This is a genomic window from Methylobacterium durans (assembly GCF_003173715.1).
Lineage (GTDB): Bacteria > Pseudomonadota > Alphaproteobacteria > Rhizobiales > Beijerinckiaceae > Methylobacterium > Methylobacterium durans.
The window spans coordinates 4871940-4891146 of sequence record NZ_CP029550.1 but is presented as its reverse complement, the minus strand read 5'-3'; the positions used below and the strand labels follow the sequence as shown (position 1 = coordinate 4891146).

Here is a 19207-nt window from a genome sequence, read left to right as displayed (position 1 = left end):
GAGGGGGCGAGACCGGAGCCGATGAGGGCGGACAGCGGGCTCAACGGTCGGCCTGTGCCAGCTTCAGGAGGTTATGGGCCGTGCAGATCATCGCCCACTCGCCCCGGACCTGCTCAAGCCCTCTCATCAGGAACTGTCGGAAGCCTCGGGCCTGCTTGATCTGCCCGAACACCGGCTCGACGACCTGCTTCCTGAGGCGATAGCGACTGCGGCGGCCAGCCCGTTTTAGGCGGGCGGCCATCGCGCTCATCAACGGCATCTTGGTCAGCCTCCGGCGGCCGGCCGCATCCGCCTCGCCGTGTCGCGCCCGGCCCGGAGCGAGGTAGCCCGTAATGCCCCGCTCCCTGAGCGCGACGAGGTTCGCCTCGTTGGCAAACCCGGCATCGCCCGAGACCTCCCGCGGCTTGCGCCTGAGATGAGCGCGGACCCCGTCCACAAGCGGCACGAGGGCGCGGTAGTCGGCCGAGTTGGTCACGAGGCGGTGCGCGACGATCACCTGATGCGCGGCGTCGACCGCGATCTGACCGTTGTAGCCCTGCACGAAGCCGTCGCGCGTGGGCAGGATCCGGCTGTCCGGGTCGGTGAAGTTGCGCTGCGCCCGGTCGGGCGGACTGCCGTCGTCACCGCGCAGTGGCCGACCCTGCCAGCGCATGCCCGACGAGGCACCCGGCCCGTTCTCGTCCTCCGGATCGGGCGGATCTGCGGCCTCCGCTTCCAGCGCGGCCTTGGCGGCGCGGATTGCTTCCAGCCGTCGCTGCTTGTCGGCCATCCAGTCCGGCGTTTCGTCGCCCCGACGGCCGGCACCGTGAGCCTGATCCTCCGCCGCGTCAGCCTCGCGCGCTCGCTCCAGCCAAGCGTCCACCTCGGCCGCCAGGGCCGGCTCGGCCGTCTTCATCCGCCCGTAGCTCATCGCTTTGTGGCGCGAGGCGTTTGCCTTCAGCTTGGTGCCATCCACCGCCACGTGAGCGAACTCGACGAGACCGGCCGCCCGACACAGGCGCAGCACCTGCACGAACAGGTCCGACAGGGCCACGAGGTGGCGCTTGCGGAAGTCGGCGATGGTTCGGAAGTCGGGCCGGTTCAGGCCGGTCACCGCCATGACATCGACCCGCTCCTCGCAGGCGCGGGCGAGCTGGCGCGAGGAGTACAGGCCTCGGCTGTAGCCGTAGAGCAGGAGCGCCACCATCATGCCCGGATGGTAGGGCGGGTAGCCGCGCTCCTCGGTGTAGGTGTCGAGAATGGCCGAGAGGTCGAGCGCCTCTCGCACCGTGTCGCGCACGAAGTGCGCCCTGTGCCCGGGCGGCACGAACTCGTGCAGCGAGGGCGGCAGCAGCCAGCCCTGATCGACGTCCCAGGAGCGAAACACCTTGGCCATGAGCCAAGTGAATCATCCCGCGGCCTCGTCGTCGAGACGCTTACTCGGACGGGCTCCTAGGCGTGACGGACGCCGTTTTCCCGAGCCCAGATCGCCGCCTGGGTCCGATTCTGCGCACTAAGCTTACGAAGGATGTTCTTGACATGAATTTTTACTGTGGCTTCGGCCAGACAATGCTGGAGAGCTATTACTTTGTTTGAAACCCCTTCAGCCAAACACTTGAGAATTTTTAACTCGCTGGGAGATAGCGAGCGAGCTTTAGAAAGATCCAGCTCTGGATCCCACCCTTCACTCTTACTCTGCCCCCCGGGGTCTCGGCCGATATCGAATCATCGCGGCAAGTTCGCCGATCTAGCAAAAATTCCATTATCTTCGCTGAATGAACGCGCACGCCATCCATCACCAAGTCGAGCGCATTAATGAGCGTCTTTCCGTCGATCTCACAATCAAGAATGCCCGCTACGTCACGAATGGCACTTGGTTCCAAATATTTGACCGAATCGACATGGCACAGCAGAACAATTTTTACATTTGGACGGGATGATCTAACGCTCGTAATGAATGGTGACTTTCCAAGGTCGTCTGCGGTAGTTATGATCATTGATGCGTTATCTACGGTATCGCATTCCTGCGTCTTTCCAATTTCCATAACACTGAAGCGAGAGCCTGATAGATAAGACCGAATACCCTCACGGGTGAAGGAACTTGCGGCAACTACTACCGTTGGAACAATAGAATGCGACATTTTGACCCCCTCAAATGGAAAACTCTAATCCATTTGAGCAATAAGGTAGTTCAAGCTTTAATGGTTCCGACCGTACTTTTGTGGTCAAATACCTAACCGTGGTGTACTAGATCTAAGTACTAGATCTGAGGTCGCGTGCGGGTAAATGACGCGCACCATCGCCCTGCTCGACGGCAACAGCTTCTATCGCTCTTGCGAGCGGGTGTTCGACCCGAAGCTCGCCGGCGTGCCCGTCATCGTGCTCTCGAACAACGACGGCTGCGCCATCGCCCGCACCGCCGAGGCCAAAGCGCTCGGCATCCGCATGGGCGAGCCTGACCTGACCGGTATTTTGGACCGAGCCAGTTGCGAGGCTACTGCATGGTAGCGGCCATGGGTAGCCGGAAGGCCAGATCCAGGAAGCTGACGGGTGCGGGCGGCTGGTAGCCCAGTGACGAATGCGGCCGCACGCGATTGCAGGTGTTTTGCCAAAGCCCGATCACAGCCTGCGCTTCTTTCAGCGAGTAGAAGATCTCTTGGCGCAGGCACTCGTCGCGTAGCTCTGCTCGCAGATGCCCGCCTCTTTGCAGGCAATGGCGATGCTCTTGCCCTGGGCTGTCTGCACCTCGATCTGGCGCAGCGTCAGCACCACCTGCTCCGCGCTCGGCCTCTGTCCTCGCCGCATTTCCAGCTCCTCCGGTCCTGGCTGATCCTCGCAATCAGCCCGGTCCAAAGCCAGCCGGTCAGGTCAACGGCTTCTCAAAAGCGGGTATTTGCTGGCTGGGTGTTACCGAACCGGCAGAGGTTACCCTCTCGCAGCGCAAGCACTCGAAGCCGGCGCGTGAGTGGAGCGTTCTGGCAATGGGGCTTCTAACGTGAACACCACGCCGCGCGGGCGATACTCGATCTCGGCGGTGCCGCCCAGTTCCGACGCCAATGCACGCTCGATCATGCGGGTCCCGAACCCTGTCCGCGTCGGCGCGACCACGGGCGGGCCACCCAGCTCCTCCCAGCGCAGCCAAAGGTGAGGGGGCTGGGACCCATCGACGATGTCCCAGTTGAGAATCACCCGGCCCTTGTCGTTCGACAGCGCGCCGTACTTCACAGCGTTGGTCGCCAGCTCGTGCAGGGCCATCACGAACGCTAAGCTCAGGCGCGGCGTCAGCCAGACCTTGGGACCGCCAACCTTAAACCGACCGGCCGACCCGTTGCGAAATGCCTGCAAGCCTCCGTCGACGATCTCGGCCAGCGTCGCGCCCTCCCAGCTCGCGCGCGTCAGCACGTCGTGAGCGGCAGCGAGCGATTGCAGCCGGGCTTCCAGAGTCACACGAGCATCGTCTAGCGAGGCGGCGTTGCGCAGGGTCTGATAGGCGATCGACTGCATGGTCGCCATCGAGTTCTTGACCCGATGGTTTAGCTCGCCGGCCAACAGCGCCCGATGCTCATCGCTACGCTTGCGATCGGTGATGTCGATGGAGACCCCGGCCATGCTCAAGGGCTGGCCGTCAACGCCGTAGAAGGTCTGCCCGCGGATGTGCAGCCAGCGCACCTCACCGGCGGGGGTGCGGACACGGTACTCGATGTTGATCCTCCCCTGTTTCAGTGGACACGGAGGTTACGTTGCCCAGCGCTGCTCAGCTTGCTCAGGCGTATGGTAGCCGAGGGCGGAGTGGAGGCGCTGTCGGTTGTAGTAGCCCTCGATGTAGGCGAACAGGTCGCGACGTGCCTCGTCGCGGGTTGCCCATCGGCGCTGATGGACGAGTTCGACCTTGAGTGTGTGGAAGAAGCTTTCCATCGGGGCATTGTCGAAGCAGCATCCTGTCCGGCTCATCGAGGCGACCGCCCCTACGACGGCGAGTTGCTCGCCGTAAGCTGCCGCAGCGTATTGGCTCCCGCGATCCGAATGACAGATGAGCCCGGCAGCTGGCCGTTGCCGCTGGGTGGCCATCATCAACGCGGCCAGGGTCAACTCGATGCGCATGTGCTCGCGCATGGCCCATCCCACGAGCTTGCGGGTGGCCAGATCCAGCACGGCCGCGAGGTAGAGCCAGCCCTCGCCAGTCGCCAGGTAGGTGATGTCGGCTAGCCAGACGCGGTTGGGGCTGCCGCCACGAAGGTCTGCTGCAGGAGGTTGGGAGCGAGCGGCAGGGGATGATTGCTGTCGGTGGTGCACGGGCGATAGCGGCGGCCTGCCAGAGCCCGGATGCCGTGTCGGCGCATCAGCCGCTCGATGCGGCCTCGGCTGACGCCGCGTCCCTCCGCGCGCAGAGCGGCATGCATCCGCGGTGAGCCGTAGCGGCTCTTGTGCTGTTCCTGCAGGCGTCGCACGTCCGCCAGCAAGGTACGGTTCTCCTGGGCGCGGCGGCTCTCAGGCCGGGAGCGCCAGGCATAATACCCACTGGCCGAGACCCCGAGCACGCGGCACATGAGACGCACCGGCCAGATGCTTCCATGCTGCTCGATGAAGCGAAACGTCATTTCGGCACCTCCGCGAAGATGCCGATGGCTTTTTTTAGTATGTCGCGCTCCATGCGCGTGCGATCGAGTTCGCGCCGCAGGCGAGCGATCTCGGCGGCCTGATCGGCCGGTGAGGTCAGAGGCGAAGCCGCCACAGGCGTAGGCCCACTGCCGACCACACGTGGCGGGCTGTCCTGTAGGCTCGCGCGCCAGGCCCGCAGCATCGAGGGCTGGATGCCAAGCTCGGCTGCGATCTGCATCTGCGGCCGGCCGCTGCTCTCCAGAAGGGCCACGGCCTCACGCTTGAACTCAGGCGTGAACGTTCGTTTCGTTGTCCCCATCAGACACCTTCCAGCCCCCGTAGGAGCGTAGCAGAGGTGTCCACTCATTCAGAGCCTGTTTGAGCACCTCCGCCGGCCGTCCCCATCTGTCTCATGAGCCAACATGAATTCCGCCTGGCGGGGCGGAGTGGAGAGCAGATGTGGACGGACCGACATCGGACGCGTCATGAGTCGCGCCTGAAGGACATGGTGTTGCAGGCTGGCTTGGACGAGGTGGCCTGTTTTCTGAAACGAGCCGATCCGCCGGGCCGTCCAGAAGCGACAGCGGCGCGTCAAGTGCTGGCCGGGATCGCTTGGCACCTGCGGACGGGCGGAGGTTGGCGGGCATTGCCGGCCGGCTTTCCGCCCTGGCGCACGGTCTATGGCTGGTTCCGGCGCTGGATCGAGAAGGGCCTGTTCGAGAGCCTGATGCGGGCTCTGGCGCGCCGTCAGCGGCGGCGTTGCGGACGTCGGCCCGATCCACGGCTGGCGGTCATCGACACGCAAAGCGTCAAGTGCATCGGGGTCCGCGGGCCGCGCGGCTACGATGGTGCCAAGAAGCTGGTCGGGCGCAAACGCGTGGCTCTGGTGGATGCCCAAGGGCACGTCCTGGCGCTGGCTGTCGTGCCCGCCAACGTGCAGGATCGCGACACGCTGCCGGCGCTGGATGCGGGCAAGCAGACGTGGCCCAGCCTGCGTCTGGCTCTCCTCGACGGTGCCTTCACGGCCGAGCGCTGCCAAGAATGGTGCAACCTCCACGGCATGCGCCACCGCGTGGTCGAGAAGCAGCCGGACCAGAAGGGCTTCGTCGTGCTGGAGCGGCGCTGGGTCGTAGAGAGAACCTTCGGCTGGCTCAGCCACTGGGGTGGCCTGCTCCGTGAGCGCGCTGGTCGCCTCGACGTTGCAACGGGACGCCTCGCCTGCGTCGCCAGCCTCATGGCCGCCAACGCCCTCAACAATCCCGCCTGAAAACAAGACCTCAAACAGGCTCTCAGAGGAAGATCAAGGCCCGTCGCTCGCTGATGCCGTAGGCCACCTGAAGATGACCGGCGACCTCGCGGCGCACGACGGGCCTCACCACTTTCGCTTGAGCACGTCCTGCAGCATGGAGCGATCCAGGGTCAGGTCAGCGACCAGCCGCTTGAGCTTGCTGTTCTCATCCTCCAGCTGCTTCAGCCGTCGGATCTCCGGCACGCCCATGCCGACGAACTGCTTCTTCCAGCGGTAAAAGGTCGGCTCGGACACGCCCATCTTCCGGCAGATCTCGTCCACCGTCGCACCGTTCTCCGCCTGCCGCAGGGCAAAGGCGATCTGTTCGTTCGTGAAGCGTTTGCGAGGCATGGCATCCATCCTCCGTCAGGGTTCAGGATGCCCGAAAAACTCGCGCTCAGCGCGGACCAGTTTGGCGGGTCAGGGTCAGCTGCACTGCTGCCTCCAACTCAGGGGCGCGTTCGTCACCGCGGAGATCCCCTGCCCCTCTGGCAGCGTGCCTGCCACCGCTGCCCGAATCAGATCGGGAGCCAGAAACGCCAGGTTCAGCGTCATGCGAACGGAGCGCTCGCTGCAGCCCTCCTGCCGCGCAATCTCGGCCGTGTCCTGCACGCGGCCACACAGCAGGTCGTCCAGCCACAGGCGGGCCTTGGCAATACCCTCGACAAGCCGCGCCCGCGTCTCTGAGCGCATCACCGTCACAGCCTCACCGCTGCCGCCTATCGGGATCATCTCACGTCGGCAGCGGCTCGCCCTAGCAGACCATGGCACGATGAGGTCTTCGGGTGGTGGCTGATCTGGACTCATTGGCATACGCCGGAGGATCAGCCGGTTCGGATGCACCTCGACGCGGCTGACGCAGGTAGCCAAGCGCGCAGCATCGTAGGCTGCCGACTCACTACCCACCTCGCCTCCAGACAGCGCGCTCAGCACCGCCTGCTCGATCTCCGGCGCAGGCACCCGCGCAACAGAGCCGACCTCCTCACGCCGGTCCTCCTCCAGTGCACGCGAGACGTAGTAGCGGTAGCGCACCGCTCCCTTCCTCGCACTGCTCGGCGTCATCCGGTTGCCCCGGTCGTCGTAGAGCAAGCCCTTCAGCAGCGAGCCGGTGTTCGCCCGCCCTGCTCCAGCTGCCGGTCCCTTGGCCGAGAGCGCCGCCTGCACCGCCTCGAACAGCTCGCGCGGAACGATCGCCTCGTGCTCGCCCCGGTAGTGCTGACCCTTGTGCACCACCTCGCCGATATAGACGCGGTTGCGCAGCAGGTAGGCGAGCGGGCCCTTGCTGAAGGGGATGCCGCCGCGGTCCGTGCCGTCCCGCCGCACCGACGACTTCGTCAGCATACCGCGCTCGCGCAGGTCCGCTGCCAGTGCCGACAGGCAGCCGAGTTCGAGGTAGCGCGCGAAGATCCCCCTCACCTGCTCGGCCTCGGCTGGATCGATGACGAGTTTCTTGTCGCGCGCCGCGTAGCCGAGCGCCACAGGTCCGCCCATGCGCAGGCCTTTCCGCTTGGAGGCTGCGATCTTGTCGCGGATGCGCTCGGCCGTGACCTCCCGCTCGAATTGCGCGAACGACAACAGCACGTTGAGCGTCAGCCGGCCCATGCTGGTCGTGGTGTTGAAGGCCTGCGTCACCGAGACGAACGAGACGCCGTGCTGGTCGAACAGCTCGACGAGCTTGGCAAAGTCCGACAGCGCCCGGGTGAGCCGGTCGACCTTGTAGACCACGATCACGTCGATCCGGCCGGCCTGCACCTCGGCCAGCAGCCGCTGCAGGGCTGGCCGCTGCAAGCTGCCGCCGGAGTAGCCGCCGTCGTCGTAAGCCTCGGGCAGGAGCCGCCAGCCCTCGTGGGCCTGGCTCTTGATGTAGGCTTCGGCCGCCTCGCGCTGGTTGTCGAGCGAGTTGAACGCCTGCTCGAGCCCCTGCTCGGTGGACTTGCGGGTGTAGATCGCGCAGCGCAGGGGCTTGGGGGTGGGAAGACCCTTCATCACCGCCCTCCCCCGCCTCCCACGGCAGGCTTGTCGCGCAGGCCGAAGAAGCGGGGTCCGTTCCAGCGGGTGCCGGTGATCGCGCGGGCCACCTCGGACAGGCTGGTGTAGGTGCGGTCCTGCCAGGTGAAGCCATCGGCCAGCACCGTGACGGTGTGCATCTGACCGGCGTGCTCGCGCACCAGCAGCGTGCCGGGCCTGAGTCCTGGGCTGGGTGGGGGCGGGATGGGAGGCGCTGCCTTGGACCTTTTGCCTCTCGCCTCGGCAGCGCGTCGGCGCAGCCGCTCGCGGGCGAGGCGATCGAGCAGGAGGGCTGTGTCGCGATCGAGGTCGCCGAGAGCCTTGGCCTGCAGCCGGTAGGCGAGCAGCCGCAGCAGCAGGGCTCGCGAGAGTTGCGGCGGAGGTGCGCTGCGCAGGCGCTGCCGCCAGCGGCTGCGCAGACCAGCAAGATCGAGATCGGCGAGAGCGGTAATCTCCCGATCGAGATCTGCGCTTGCGTGCGGAAGGAGGCTGCCGGTAGCAGAAGAGGTGGGCATGGGCTCCTCCGGCTCAGGCAGAAATGGTGTCGGCTGCGGCGACAGATCCCATGCCCTCGGTGCTGATCCGGTAGGTGCTCTCGCCCTCTGCATCGAGGGTGCGCGTCAGACCGTAGCCGCGCTTGCGCAGGCCGGTGAGAGCGGCCCGTGTGGAATGGGGCAGCCATCCGGTGGCTCCGATCAGATCCTGCAGCGTGGCACCCTGTTCCCGCCGCAGCAGGCTCAACACGAGGGCTAGCTTGCTGCCGGACCGCGGCTCCGCGATGCGATCGGCGACTTGATCGTCGCTCTCCAGCGAAACTGCTGGTGTTGCAGCTTCGGAGCCGACCTCGGCCAGTCCTGCGGACGTGATCCGCAAGCCGACAGGGCCGTTGGCGAACTCTCCCCAGCTTGGCTGATCCGCTGTCACCTCCACCTGCGTGACGAGGTCAGCGCGAAGCAGCTTGGTGGCTAACGTTCTAGCTGCTCGGGTGCTGATTCCATCTGGGCAGGTGAGCAGCAGGTCCTGGCGTTGGGCCGCCGCGCGGAGAAGGCTGAGGTGTATCTCGCTGAGGGGCATAATTTGTCCTGCGGAGGTTTGAGCAGCTCGTGCTACCACCACCGCGACCCTGCGGACCGACGTGGGTCAGCAGGGGATCCGAGCGGCCTCCGTTGGCCTGCTCGGGACGGGAGCATGTCCGCTCCATTCGCAGCAGAAGTCCAGTCGCGAATGCGGGCTGTGGAGAACGAGCTGCTCCGCTTCAGCGCGGCGAACGGCGTCTCTGCGGGCCAGCGAACCGGTCTCCTGGCATGACGGTTCGGCAGATGCGGAAGCTGCTCAAAAAGCTTGCGAGAATAGGCCTGCTAAGCGGCACCAAAAGGCCCATGCGGAACGGCCGGAGAATGGGCGTCAGAATGCTGACATTCTGCTAAGAGCCTGAGATCCCGACTATCTCTGGTGTGCTCGGAAACGGCGCGGCTCGCGTGGAGTGCGTGGTGGTGCACGCAGTCATCTGCGAGCCGGTCTCTGCGGCGGCTTCCCTGTTCATGCGGAAAGAACAGGGAAAATTGCCCGGGAAAACAGACTGAGCGTGGCGTACCGCTGGTGATCCGCCCGGCGCAGCAGGCACTTGCAGGGCATTTCCCTGCTCACCGAAACAGGGAAACCGCGGCAGCAGAACAGCGATCGCAGTCGCGATTTTGTTCGCATTTTGTTCTTGACGGCCGAGCGGCCCAGCGGTACCGACCTTGGCAGGAGTCCGGCATTCCTCCACGGAGCAGGGGGAGCATGACACATACTCTGTGTCCGCACCGGCCTCTTAGTCAGCAGCACCAGCCCCTCAGCGGGTAAACTAAAGCAGGGCAGCAGACGACTTCATCCGGATTTCCGTTCAGGAGGCTGGAGGATGTCGATGCTCGCCTCGTGCCGCCCAGACGATCCTCTGACCTGCTGATCCGGAGATCCCTCGTCACCTCGCACGCGCTCTCTGCCCGTGCTCGCGACCGAGGGTCTCATGTCCAAGTCACCACGCACGCGGCTGCGCGCTACCGGCAGCTCCCCTCCCCCGCGCTCCAACACCTTCCTGCCGGATAGTGTCGAGCTTGTCTCGACAGCCGGGCTCAAGGCCTATGCGCGCGACCTCCGCCAGCACTCTGACAAGCAGGTGAACCAGATCGCCGTCAGCATCCGCGAGTTCGGCTTCCTGGTGCCCGTCGTTGTCTCGCCCGACTACACCATCGCGGCTGGCCATGGTCGCTGGCTGGCAGCCAAGCAACTCGGCCTGCCGCAGGTGCCTGTCATCCGGGCTGCCCACCTCTCGCCCGAACGCCTGCGCGCCTTCCGGCTGGCCGACAACCGCCTGGCCGAGAACGCGGACTGGAACAGAGAGGCGCTGGCGCTGGAGCTGTCCGAGCTCACCGGCCTCAACCTCGACTTCGAGCTGGAGCTGACGGGCTTCGAGGTTGCCGAGATCGACCTCATCATCGACGGCGAGGCGACTGTTGCCAAAGCCGATCCTGCCGACACCTGTCCGGCTCCGGCGGCAGGTGCTGCCGTCTCGCGAAGCGGTGATCTCTGGCAGCTCGGACCGCACCGCCTGCTCTGTGGATCGGCCCTCGAGGCGGGGAGCTACGCGGTCCTGCTCGCAGGCGAGCCGGTGCGCATGGTGTTCTCCGATCCGCCCTACAACGTGCCTGTCTCCGGCCATGTCTGCGGCTCGGGTCAGATCCAGCATCGCGAGTTCGCGATGGCGTCGGGCGAGATGAGCGAGGCGGAGTTCGTCGCCTTCCTGGCCCGAGCCATGGAGCTGCTGCGTGAGAGCCTGGTCGCTGGCGGTCTGATGTACCTCGCCATGGATCATCGGCACGTCTTCGAGCTGACCTCCGCCGCGCGCCGCGTGGATCTCGAGCAGCTCAACATCTGCGTGTGGAACAAGACCAACGGCGGCATGGGCTCGTTCTACCGCTCCAAGCACGAGCTGGTGTTTGTGCTCAAGAAGCCGGGCGGCGCGCACCTCAACACGATCGAGCTCGGCCGCCACGGCCGCTACCGCAGCAACGTCTGGGACTATGCCGGAGTGAACACCTTTGGCCGTCGCCGCCTGGAGGAGCTTGCCTCACACCCCACGGTGAAGCCCGTCGCCCTTGTGGTCGATGCCATCAAGGACTGCACGCGGCGCGGTGAGCGGGTGCTGGACGCGTTCTGCGGCTCAGGCACGACGCTGCTCGCGGCTGAGCGTGCAGGACGTGTCGGCTACGGCATCGAGTTGGACCCCGCCTACGTCGACGTGGCCGTGCGCCGCTGGCAGGCACTCACCGGCAGGGCTGCCGTGCACGATGGCACAGGCGTGACCTTCGACGAGCTCGCCCGGCAGCGTCGGAACGACGGGCCTTCGAGTGAGACCAACGACCGCGCCAGTGTGAGCGGTGCAGACGCACTCGGCAGCGAAGCTGGGGAGGCGGCTCATGTCTAAGAGCCTGTTTGAGGTCTTGTTTTCAGGCGGGATTGTTGAGGGCGTTGGCGGCCATGAGGCTGGCGACGCAGGCGAGGCGTCCCGTTGCAACGTCGAGGCGACCAGCGCGCTCACGGAGCAGGCCACCCCAGTGGCTGAGCCAGCCGAAGGTTCTCTCTACGACCCAGCGCCGCTCCAGCACGACGAAGCCCTTCTGGTCCGGCTGCTTCTCGACCACGCGGTGGCGCATGCCGTGGAGGTTGCACCATTCTTGGCAGCGCTCGGCCGTGAAGGCACCGTCGAGGAGAGCCAGACGCAGGCTGGGCCACGTCTGCTTGCCCGCATCCAGCGCCGGCAGCGTGTCGCGATCCTGCACGTTGGCGGGCACGACAGCCAGCGCCAGGACGTGCCCTTGGGCATCCACCAGAGCCACGCGTTTGCGCCCGACCAGCTTCTTGGCACCATCGTAGCCGCGCGGCCCGCGGACCCCGATGCACTTGACGCTTTGCGTGTCGATGACCGCCAGCCGTGGATCGGGCCGACGTCCGCAACGCCGCCGCTGACGGCGCGCCAGAGCCCGCATCAGGCTCTCGAACAGGCCCTTCTCGATCCAGCGCCGGAACCAGCCATAGACCGTGCGCCAGGGCGGAAAGCCGGCCGGCAATGCCCGCCAACCTCCGCCCGTCCGCAGGTGCCAAGCGATCCCGGCCAGCACTTGACGCGCCGCTGTCGCTTCTGGACGGCCCGGCGGATCGGCTCGTTTCAGAAAACAGGCCACCTCGTCCAAGCCAGCCTGCAACACCATGTCCTTCAGGCGCGACTCATGACGCGTCCGATGTCGGTCCGTCCACATCTGCTCTCCACTCCGCCCCGCCAGGCGGAATTCATGTTGGCTCATGAGACAGATGGGGACGGCCGGCGGAGGTGCTCAAACAGGCTCTAAGAAGCCGTCACGGCATCCAACTGCCGATCGCACACCAGAGTACGAGGTCGGCTACGGCCGCCCTCCCCTCGCGAGCCGTTTCAAGCCGGGTCAGTGCGGCAATCCCAAGGGCCGGCCGAAGAAGGTTCAAACACTCGCTGCCGCCACGGAGCGCGAACTCGGGCGCATCGTCGTCGTGCGCGAGGATGGGCGTGAGAAGCGGCTGACCAAGCGCGAGGTGATCGGCCGCCGCATCGTCAATGACGCCTGTCGCGGTGACCTGCGCGCCACGCGGCTTCTTCGTGATCTGACCGGCGTGTCCGGGCCAACCGGCATGGCGGTTCCTGCCGGGAGCAACACGATCGCGCCTGCCTCGCTGCCCGTCGATGCCACGGATCAAGCCATCATCGCAGAGTTCGCGGCGCTGATCCGCACAGGGGCCGCCTTGGCCACTTCGCAAGATGGGCCCGCGGCAGAGTTGCTTGGCTCTGATGCGCAGAGCCATGAGGACGCATTGGTCCGACCACCCTCCCCGACCAGCCACTGAGGAGCGGGGCCATGATCCAGGATGCTGCCCTGCGTGACGCCATCCTGCGTCAGCACCTGTACTTCTTCATCTGGAAGGCCTTCGCCGCGCTCCATCCGGGCCAGGATTTCACCCCGGCCTGGCACGTCCGCGCCATCGCCCATGCCCTCGAGCGTGTCGCCCGTGGCGAGTGCCAGCGACTGCTGATCACCGTGCCCCCTCGGCACCTGAAGTCGATCTGCACCGCGGTTGCCTTTCCCGCCTGGCTGCTCGGCCGCGATCCCGCGCTCAAGATCATGGTGGCGAGCTACGGGGGCGAGTTGGCCACCAAGCACGCCCGTGACTTCCGGGCGGTGCTGTCCGAGGACTGGTACAAGACCCTGTTCCCCAGCACGCGGCTGGCGGTGGGCGGCAATCGCGAGGACGAGCAACTGACCATAGCCCGGGGTGGCCGCAAGGCGATCTCGTTGGGCGGCGCGGCAACCGGCTTCGGCGCCGACCTGATCATCGTCGACGACTTGATGAAGGCGGCGGACGCGGGCTCAGCAACTGAGCGAGAGCGGGTAAAGGCCTACTACGAGCAGACGCTGCTCTCGCGCTTGAACGACAAGGGGGCAGGCAAGATCATCGCGATCCAGCAGCGGCTGCACGAGGATGATCTGGCGGGCTACCTGATCAACACGGGGCAGTTCGAGCACCTGAACCTGCCGGCGAAAGCGATGGCGGAGGAGGTCATCCCGATCGGCTTTGGTCAGGTTCATCGCCGTGCCAAGGACGAGGCGCTGTGCGAGGCACGCGAGCCGGTCCATGTACTCGACAAGCTTCGGCTCGAGATGGGCGCCTTCGCGTTCTCGGCTCAGTATCAGCAGGATCCGACCCCGCCGGGTGGCAACCGTCTGCGCTGGGAGTGGTTTGGCAGTTACGATGAGGTTCTGCCTCGGGAGGCGTACCAGTACGTCGTCCAGAGCTGGGACACGGCGCTGACGGCCGAGCCGACTAGCGACTTCTCTGCGGGGCTGACCTGGGGGTTTTGCAGAGGCAACTGGCATCTGCTCGATGTCGCGCGTGAGCGGCTGGACTTTCCTGACCTGAAGCATCGCGTGCGCGGGCTGGCCCACCGCTGGCGTGCTGATCTCGTGCTGATCGAGCACACGGGTTCAGGCATCTCGCTGCTTCAGCAGCTTCGCACAGAGGAGGCTGCCCCTTTATTCCGGGCCGGTGCAAAACCCCGTCAGGATAAGCAGACCCGCTTTGAGGGGCAGACTGCACGGTTGGAGACCGGCCGCTATTGGCTGCCGCAGCAGGCGCCGTGGCTTGAGGCGTTCCGACGTGAGCTGCTGGCCTTCCCGCACGGGCGCTACGACGATCAGGTCGACAGCTTGGTGCAGTTCCTGGAATGGTCGGGCTCGCCGCGTGGAACCGGGTTCGTCCAGCGCGATCCTGTGACGGGCCGGCGGCTAGCATGCGTGCGACCTGGGGGCTACGGCTTTGAGCGAGGGTAGCGTGGCGGTCGCGAGGTTCGTACGCCAACGGCCACTTCGACTCCGAGTGCGGCGAATTCGAAGGCTCGCAGGCTGTTGCTCAAGCCTGATCGTAGCGCTCGCAAGGGCGACTTATGAAGGAGCATTCAGACAGTTGTCGAGGCAGCCGAAGCTGACTCATTGCAGATAAGCAGACCTTCTCCTTTGCGCCCATTGCCGCCGTACAACCTTACTTCAGCGCATCTCGGAAGCAGACGCCTCTTCAGCCGTCGACGCGTCGCGGGTTCAGAGCCGCGTGAACGTACGCAATCTGGTCGAGACCATGAGTGGGAAGTTGGCAATGGCCGACTGCGAATAGCGCGTCACCAGTGAGTGAGCATCAGAGGTTGTGAGGCGAGGCGCCGATGATCCGACGCAAAACCCGGCCAACCTGCGCGGCCGAATAGGGCTTGTGGATTAACTCGAAGCCGTGGCTGTCCTCCTGGGCCAGGACATGGCTGTAGCCCGAGGCCAGGATCACCGGCAGGGTCGGAATGCGCATGCGCAACGCTCTGGCGAGCTCGATCCCGCCCATCCCTGGCATGACGACGTCGGAGAAGACGGCCTGAAAGCCTGCACCGTCCATCCCGAGACGCTCGAGCGCTTCTTCCGCGTTGACGACCCACTCGGGTGCGTATCCGAGATCCTCCAAGATCTGGGTGCAGAAGCCTCCGACCTCCAGGTTATCTTCCACGAGCAGGATGCGCTGACCGAGACCGACCGGCGACAGAGCGGCGTCGGGGTCGTAGACAGGGGCTTCGGCAGCCTCGGACGAGACTTCGGGCAGGTAGAGGGTGAAGACTGTCCCCTGGCCGCTCTCGCTTGTCACGTCCACGTCGCCGCCGGACTGCTTGGTAAACCCGAACACTTGGGAGAGCCCGAGACCCGTGCCGCGCCCGACGTCCTTGGTCGTGAAGAACGGTTCGAAGATGCGCCCGAGCACCTCCAGGGGGATGCCCGAGCCGGTGTCGGCGAGCGAGACCGCCACGAACGGCCCCCGCGAGCCGGCGTGCCCCGGATCATCGGCATGGCCTGCCCGGCCGCCACCCGCATCGTCAGCGTACCGCTACCGTCCATGGCGTCGCGGGCATTGACGGCGATGTTCACCAGGGCCGTCTCGAACTGGTTGAGGTCGGCGCGTACCAGGGCGGGTCTGTCCGACATCTCGACCCTGACTTGGATGCGCGCGCCTGTGATGGTGTCGAGCATCTCGGCCACGCCGCGCAGGCGTTCGCCGACCTCGAACACCTCGGGCTTCAGGGACTGGCGACGTGCGAAGGCCAGAAGTTGTCCGGTAAGCTTGGCGGCGCGGTCGACGGTGTCGGAGACGGCGTCCATGTAACGCTTGCGCCGGTCTTCTGGCAGATCCGGGCGACGGAGGAAGTCGACGGACGAGCGGATGATGGTCAGCAGGTTGTTGAAGTCGTGCGCGACGCCGCCGGTCAATTGCCCGACCGCTTCGAGCTTCTGGGATTGCCGCAGGTCCTGCTCCATCCGCTCGCGCTCGACCGCCTCGGCCAGGAGCCGAGCGTTTGCCTCAGCAAGCTCGGCAGTGCGGGCCGCCACTTGGCTTTCCAGGAGAACGCCCGCCTCGCGCAGGAGCACGGCTTGCGCCTCCAACTCGGCGTGGAGCGCGACCACGCCCCGGTTCGTCTCGGAGAGTTCCTGGTTCAGGCGCTGGGTTTCCTCCTCGCGCTCGGCCAGCGCGGCGAGGCTGCGCAGAAGCTCCCGGTTCTGCTCGCGCAAGGCGACCAGCGGTTCCTCAGTCCTGGCCCGGGCGACATCCTCGGCCAGGGTCGCGAGACTCGGTCCCGTGAAACGTCCGGTCCCGGATGGGAGCCGCTTCCCGAACGTCACGACAGTGCCGTTGCCGGCCACCGTGTCGACCTCGAAGCGGTCCATCAGCCGCCGTGAGCCGGTGATGCCGATGCCGAGGCCCGTCGTCGAGCGGAAGCGACCTTCAAGGATGGCGTCGAGTTCGGCGATGCCCGGTCCCTCGTCGCTCACCCTGATGACCAGGAACTGCTCGCCTCTGTCCCGATCGAGCTGATCAAGGCCGTACTCGATGCGACCGCCCCCGGCGTAGCCGTAGGCGTTGCGCGCAATCTCGGACACTGCCGTGGCGATGCGGGTCTGGTCCTGGATCTCGAAGCCCAGGCGCTCGGCCAGCCGGCGCACGCGCTGGCGCACCGTCGCGATGTCGTCCTCGTGCTGGATGGCACTGGTGAGGAGCGGCCACCTCATCGCGCGCCCTCCCGTACGACGAGCACGGTGGCATCGTCCCGGGCCCTGGCGAAGTCGCGATAGATCACCCCGGCCACGAGTGTCGGATGGGCGGCTGCGAGGCCGGGGTGGGCGTCCAGCGACCAAGCCGTGGCGATCCCGTCCGAGCACAGCACGAACAGGTCGTCCGGGCGCATAGGGTACTCGAACTCCTGGATGCGCCGAGCCGCGTGCCCCGCCGTCCCGGCGAGGCTGACCGTTCGCTTGGTCACAGTGCCGGAGACGACCGCACCCAGCACGTTGCCGATGCCCGCAAATGCGAGAGTGCCCCGGTTCCGCTCATACCGCGCGACGGAGATCGCACCTCCTCGCGTGTGCGACAGGCCTGCATGGATGGCGGACAGAATCGCGGCGGGCGGCTTGTCCTGGTGTCTCCGGAACAGCTTCAGCGCCTCCTCGGAAGCCTTGGCGGCCTCCGGCCCGTGGCCGAGGCCGTCCGACACCACGGCGGTCCAGCCGTCGGCGCGCTCACGCACGGCGTAGGCGTCGCCGTTGGCGGTCTCACCTTTCAGGGGGACCGCCACCGCCCCATAGCCCGGCACGGCGTCCGAAACGGTCTTCCTATCGATTGACAAGCGCGCCAACACTGCCGTGCCCAGCCCGGGGCGGGACACGATGTCGAAGACGTCGGAGATGCGGCGCACCGCGCCAAGGCCCTCGCCCGCGCTGCCGCCCGTGGAGTGTCCGTCCGTCAGGGCTAGGCCGAGATTTGAGAATCCTTCGCCCTTGTCGAGCACGAGGATCTCGACGCCCGAGCCTGTCCCGTCTTCGTAGGTGGCGACCAAGACCTCGCCCGGCACGCCGTACTTGACCACGTTGGTGGCGAGTTCGGTCACCACGAGCGCGATGCGGCCGGCCGCGGTCTCGTCGAAGCCGATGGACTGAGCGACGGCCACCGCTCGTCGTCGGGCCTCGGCCACCTGGCTCGCTTCCGTGACGGTGACCCGGTCCATGTTCATTTCCACCGGGCGATCATGACGCGCGTGCCGACGCCGGGCGTCGATTCGATATGAAACTCGTTCGAGAGGCGCTTGGCCCCGCCCAGGCCGAGGCCGAGGCCCTTGCCGGAGGTGTAGTGGTCAGTCATCGCCTGCTCGATATCGGCGATGCCGGGGCCCTGGTCCTCGAAGGTCAGGCGCAGGCCCTTGCGCGTCCCGGCCTGGACGCTCTCCGCACGGACCTCGCCGCCCCCGCCGTAATCGAGGGTGTTGCGCGCGAGCTCGCTCGCGGCGGTGACGATCTTCGTCTGATCGACTAGCCCGAGGCCGATGTCGATGGCGAGCGCACGCACGCGCTGCCTCACGCGGACGACGTCGTCACCGGACCGGACGGAGATGGTCTCAGTCTTTGAGACCGTCACGGTCGCTCCCATACCCAGCGCCGTCCCCGGCCAAGCCCGCCTTCAGCAAGGCCATGCCGCGCTCGACGTTGAGGGCCGTCCTGATGCCGGTGAGCTCCAAGCCGAGCTCGACCAACGTGATGGCGACCGCCGGCCGCATGCCGGCCAGGACCGTTTCCGCGTCGAGGACGCGCGAAACGGCCGCGATGCTCACCAACATGCGCCCGATGAAGGAATCGACGATTTCCAGCGCCGAGATCTCGATGAGCACGCCGCGCGCGCCGGTGCGCGCGATCATCGCCGTCAGGTCCTCCTCCAGGGCCAGCGCGAGGCGGTCGTGCATGTCGACCTGGATGGTGACGATCAGCGTGCCGCCGAGCTTGAGGATCGGGATGCGGTCCATGGCCTCAGCGGCGCTCCTCAGCCGCCTGCTGGCGCACAACCTTGCGGCCGGTTCGCCTGAGGGCAAGCGCGAAGGCGTCGGCCAGCGTCGCCTTCGAGATGACGTTCAACTCGACGCCGAGATGGACCATGGTCTGCGCGATCTGCGGCCGGATGCCGGAGACGATGCAGTCGGCGCCCATCAGGCGGGCGGCCGCCACGGTCTTGAGCAGGTGCTGCGCCACCAGGGTGTCGACGGTCGGTACGCCGGTGATGTCGATGATGGCGATCTCGGCCTCTTCGTCGACGATGGCCTGCAGCAGGTTCTCCATCACGACGCCGGTGCGGGCACTGTCGAGGGTGCCGATGAGCGGCAGCGCCAGGATGCCGTCCCATAGTCGAACCACCGGCGTGGAGAGTTCGGCGATCTCCTGCCCCTGGCGCCCGATGACCTCCTCGCGGCTGGCCAGGAACACCTCCATCGTGAGCAGTCCGAGCCTGTCGAGCACCTTCCCCGCCGCCCATACGCCTGCGGCCAGGGCCGACGCGTCTGCGGCCGAATTGCGCCGTAGCGCCTCGAAAATCGGCTCTTTGAGCGAGAAGACAAAGTTGGCGGTGTCGGTCGGCGTGAACCCCTGGATCGCCCGCGAGCGCGAGATATCGGCGAGGTTCTCGCGCAGCGGGGTATAGCTTTCCGCGTCCGCGTCGACCCCATCGGACGAAAGTCCGTCCCGAAGCTGGCCGAACACGGCCTTGGCCTGGGTCTGGAGCTCGGCCTCCCGGATCCGACCGCTCTGCAGGGAGGTCCCTTCGCGGAGAGATATGTACCAGGCTTCGAGGATGGCGGCCTCGTCTTCCGTGAGCGTCCTTTTCAGGACCTCGGCGCCGTCCATTCGCATCAGGTTTTTCCCATCGTTA

General features: G+C 66.2%; 15 protein-coding genes and 6 pseudogenes. 5 read left to right on the top strand and 16 right to left on the bottom strand.

The features are described 5' to 3' along the window. Positions 1 to 40: 40 nt before the first annotated feature. Positions 41 to 1375 carry an IS1182 family transposase gene (locus DK389_RS22420; protein ID WP_109891835.1) on the bottom strand — a complete coding sequence of 445 codons (1335 nt, stop codon included), beginning with the start codon at positions 1373 to 1375 and terminating at the stop codon, positions 41 to 43. Between the two features lie 56 nt (positions 1376 to 1431). Continuing rightward, positions 1432 to 1647 carry a response regulator transcription factor gene (locus DK389_RS34480; RefSeq protein WP_418292071.1) on the bottom strand — a complete coding sequence of 72 codons (216 nt, stop codon included), beginning with the start codon at positions 1645 to 1647 and terminating at the stop codon, positions 1432 to 1434. A 618-nt stretch (positions 1648 to 2265) separates the two neighbouring features. Here DK389_RS34480 and DK389_RS22410 point away from each other — a divergent pair. Then, positions 2266 to 2436 (top strand): annotated as a pseudogene (locus DK389_RS22410) (Y-family DNA polymerase); the annotation flags it as partial. A gap of 37 nt (positions 2437 to 2473) precedes the next feature. Here DK389_RS22410 and DK389_RS22405 read toward each other — a convergent pair. From DK389_RS22405 to DK389_RS22395, 4 genes and pseudogenes are all read right to left on the bottom strand, one after another. Further along, positions 2474 to 2662 (bottom strand): annotated as a pseudogene (locus tag DK389_RS22405) (integrase core domain-containing protein); the annotation flags it as partial. Then, positions 2617 to 2784, bottom strand: a complete 168-nt coding sequence (locus DK389_RS32735; RefSeq protein ID WP_162560418.1) for a hypothetical protein — start codon at positions 2782 to 2784, stop codon at positions 2617 to 2619. The gene DK389_RS32735 and the pseudogene DK389_RS22405, both read right to left, overlap by 46 nt. A gap of 120 nt (positions 2785 to 2904) precedes the next feature. Further along, positions 2905 to 3684, bottom strand: a pseudogene (locus DK389_RS22400) (sensor histidine kinase); the annotation flags it as partial. A gap of 30 nt (positions 3685 to 3714) precedes the next feature. After that, positions 3715 to 4897: pseudogene (locus tag DK389_RS22395) on the bottom strand (IS3 family transposase). Between the two features lie 138 nt (positions 4898 to 5035). Between DK389_RS22395 and DK389_RS22390 the strand changes: the two are divergent. Then, on the top strand, positions 5036 to 5845 hold the full coding sequence (locus DK389_RS22390) for an IS5 family transposase (RefSeq protein ID WP_109895009.1): 810 nt from the start codon (positions 5036 to 5038) through the stop codon (positions 5843 to 5845). A 37-nt stretch (positions 5846 to 5882) separates the two neighbouring features. Here the strand turns inward: DK389_RS22390 and DK389_RS22385 are convergent. From DK389_RS22385 to DK389_RS22370, 4 genes and pseudogenes are all read right to left on the bottom strand, one after another. Then, positions 5883 to 6217 (bottom strand): annotated as a pseudogene (locus DK389_RS22385) (transposase); the annotation flags it as partial. Positions 6218 to 6292: 75 nt separating this feature from the next. Further along, positions 6293 to 7852: a recombinase family protein gene (locus DK389_RS22380; RefSeq protein WP_109892916.1), complete on the bottom strand. Its 1560-nt coding sequence runs from the start codon at positions 7850 to 7852 to the stop codon at positions 6293 to 6295. Then, positions 7852 to 8388 carry a DUF2924 domain-containing protein gene (locus tag DK389_RS22375; RefSeq protein WP_109892914.1) on the bottom strand — a complete coding sequence of 179 codons (537 nt, stop codon included), beginning with the start codon at positions 8386 to 8388 and terminating at the stop codon, positions 7852 to 7854. Before DK389_RS22375 ends, DK389_RS22380 begins: the two co-directional genes overlap by 1 nt. 13 nt (positions 8389 to 8401) lie before the next feature. Beyond that, positions 8402 to 8947 carry a DUF3489 domain-containing protein gene (locus DK389_RS22370; RefSeq protein WP_109892912.1) on the bottom strand — a complete coding sequence of 182 codons (546 nt, stop codon included), beginning with the start codon at positions 8945 to 8947 and terminating at the stop codon, positions 8402 to 8404. A gap of 913 nt (positions 8948 to 9860) precedes the next feature. Between DK389_RS22370 and DK389_RS22365 the strand changes: the two genes are divergently transcribed. After that, complete coding sequence (locus DK389_RS22365; RefSeq protein ID WP_236960260.1) at positions 9861 to 11339, top strand: site-specific DNA-methyltransferase; 1479 nt, start codon at positions 9861 to 9863, stop codon at positions 11337 to 11339. Between the two features lie 22 nt (positions 11340 to 11361). On the opposite strand, the gene DK389_RS22360 is transcribed toward DK389_RS22365, so the two are convergent. After that, entirely contained in the window at positions 11362 to 12171 is an 810-nt protein-coding gene (locus DK389_RS22360) for an IS5 family transposase (RefSeq protein ID WP_109895009.1), read from the bottom strand. A 52-nt stretch (positions 12172 to 12223) separates the two neighbouring features. On the opposite strand from DK389_RS22360, the gene DK389_RS32730 reads away from it, so the two are divergent. Both DK389_RS32730 and terL read left to right on the top strand, forming a co-directional pair. Further along, the gene (locus DK389_RS32730; RefSeq protein ID WP_162560782.1) at positions 12224 to 12787 is read left to right on the top strand and encodes a DUF5681 domain-containing protein; all 564 of its coding nucleotides are present in this window, start codon (positions 12224 to 12226) and stop codon (positions 12785 to 12787) included. Positions 12788 to 12798: 11 nt separating this feature from the next. Further along, positions 12799 to 14268 carry a phage terminase large subunit gene (gene terL / locus DK389_RS22350; RefSeq protein WP_109892908.1) on the top strand — a complete coding sequence of 490 codons (1470 nt, stop codon included), beginning with the start codon at positions 12799 to 12801 and terminating at the stop codon, positions 14266 to 14268. Positions 14269 to 14626: 358 nt separating this feature from the next. On the opposite strand, the pseudogene DK389_RS22345 reads toward terL, so the two are convergent. From DK389_RS22345 to DK389_RS22325, 5 genes and pseudogenes are all read right to left on the bottom strand, one after another. Continuing rightward, a pseudogene (locus DK389_RS22345) lies at positions 14627 to 16530 on the bottom strand (ATP-binding protein). Then, positions 16527 to 17522 carry an ATP-binding protein gene (locus tag DK389_RS22340; protein WP_109892906.1) on the bottom strand — a complete coding sequence of 332 codons (996 nt, stop codon included), beginning with the start codon at positions 17520 to 17522 and terminating at the stop codon, positions 16527 to 16529. Before DK389_RS22340 ends, DK389_RS22345 begins: the two are co-directional and overlap by 4 nt. Positions 17523 to 17524: 2 nt before the next feature. After that, entirely contained in the window at positions 17525 to 17941 is a 417-nt protein-coding gene (locus tag DK389_RS22335; protein ID WP_418291966.1) for an anti-sigma regulatory factor, read from the bottom strand. Further along, the gene (locus DK389_RS22330) at positions 17910 to 18311 is read right to left on the bottom strand and encodes an STAS domain-containing protein (RefSeq protein WP_109892904.1); all 402 of its coding nucleotides are present in this window, start codon (positions 18309 to 18311) and stop codon (positions 17910 to 17912) included. The genes DK389_RS22335 and DK389_RS22330 overlap by 32 nt, the downstream gene beginning before the upstream one ends. Positions 18312 to 18315: 4 nt before the next feature. Next, positions 18316 to 19188 carry an STAS domain-containing protein gene (locus tag DK389_RS22325; RefSeq protein WP_109892902.1) on the bottom strand — a complete coding sequence of 291 codons (873 nt, stop codon included), beginning with the start codon at positions 19186 to 19188 and terminating at the stop codon, positions 18316 to 18318. Positions 19189 to 19207: the final 19 nt, after the last annotated feature.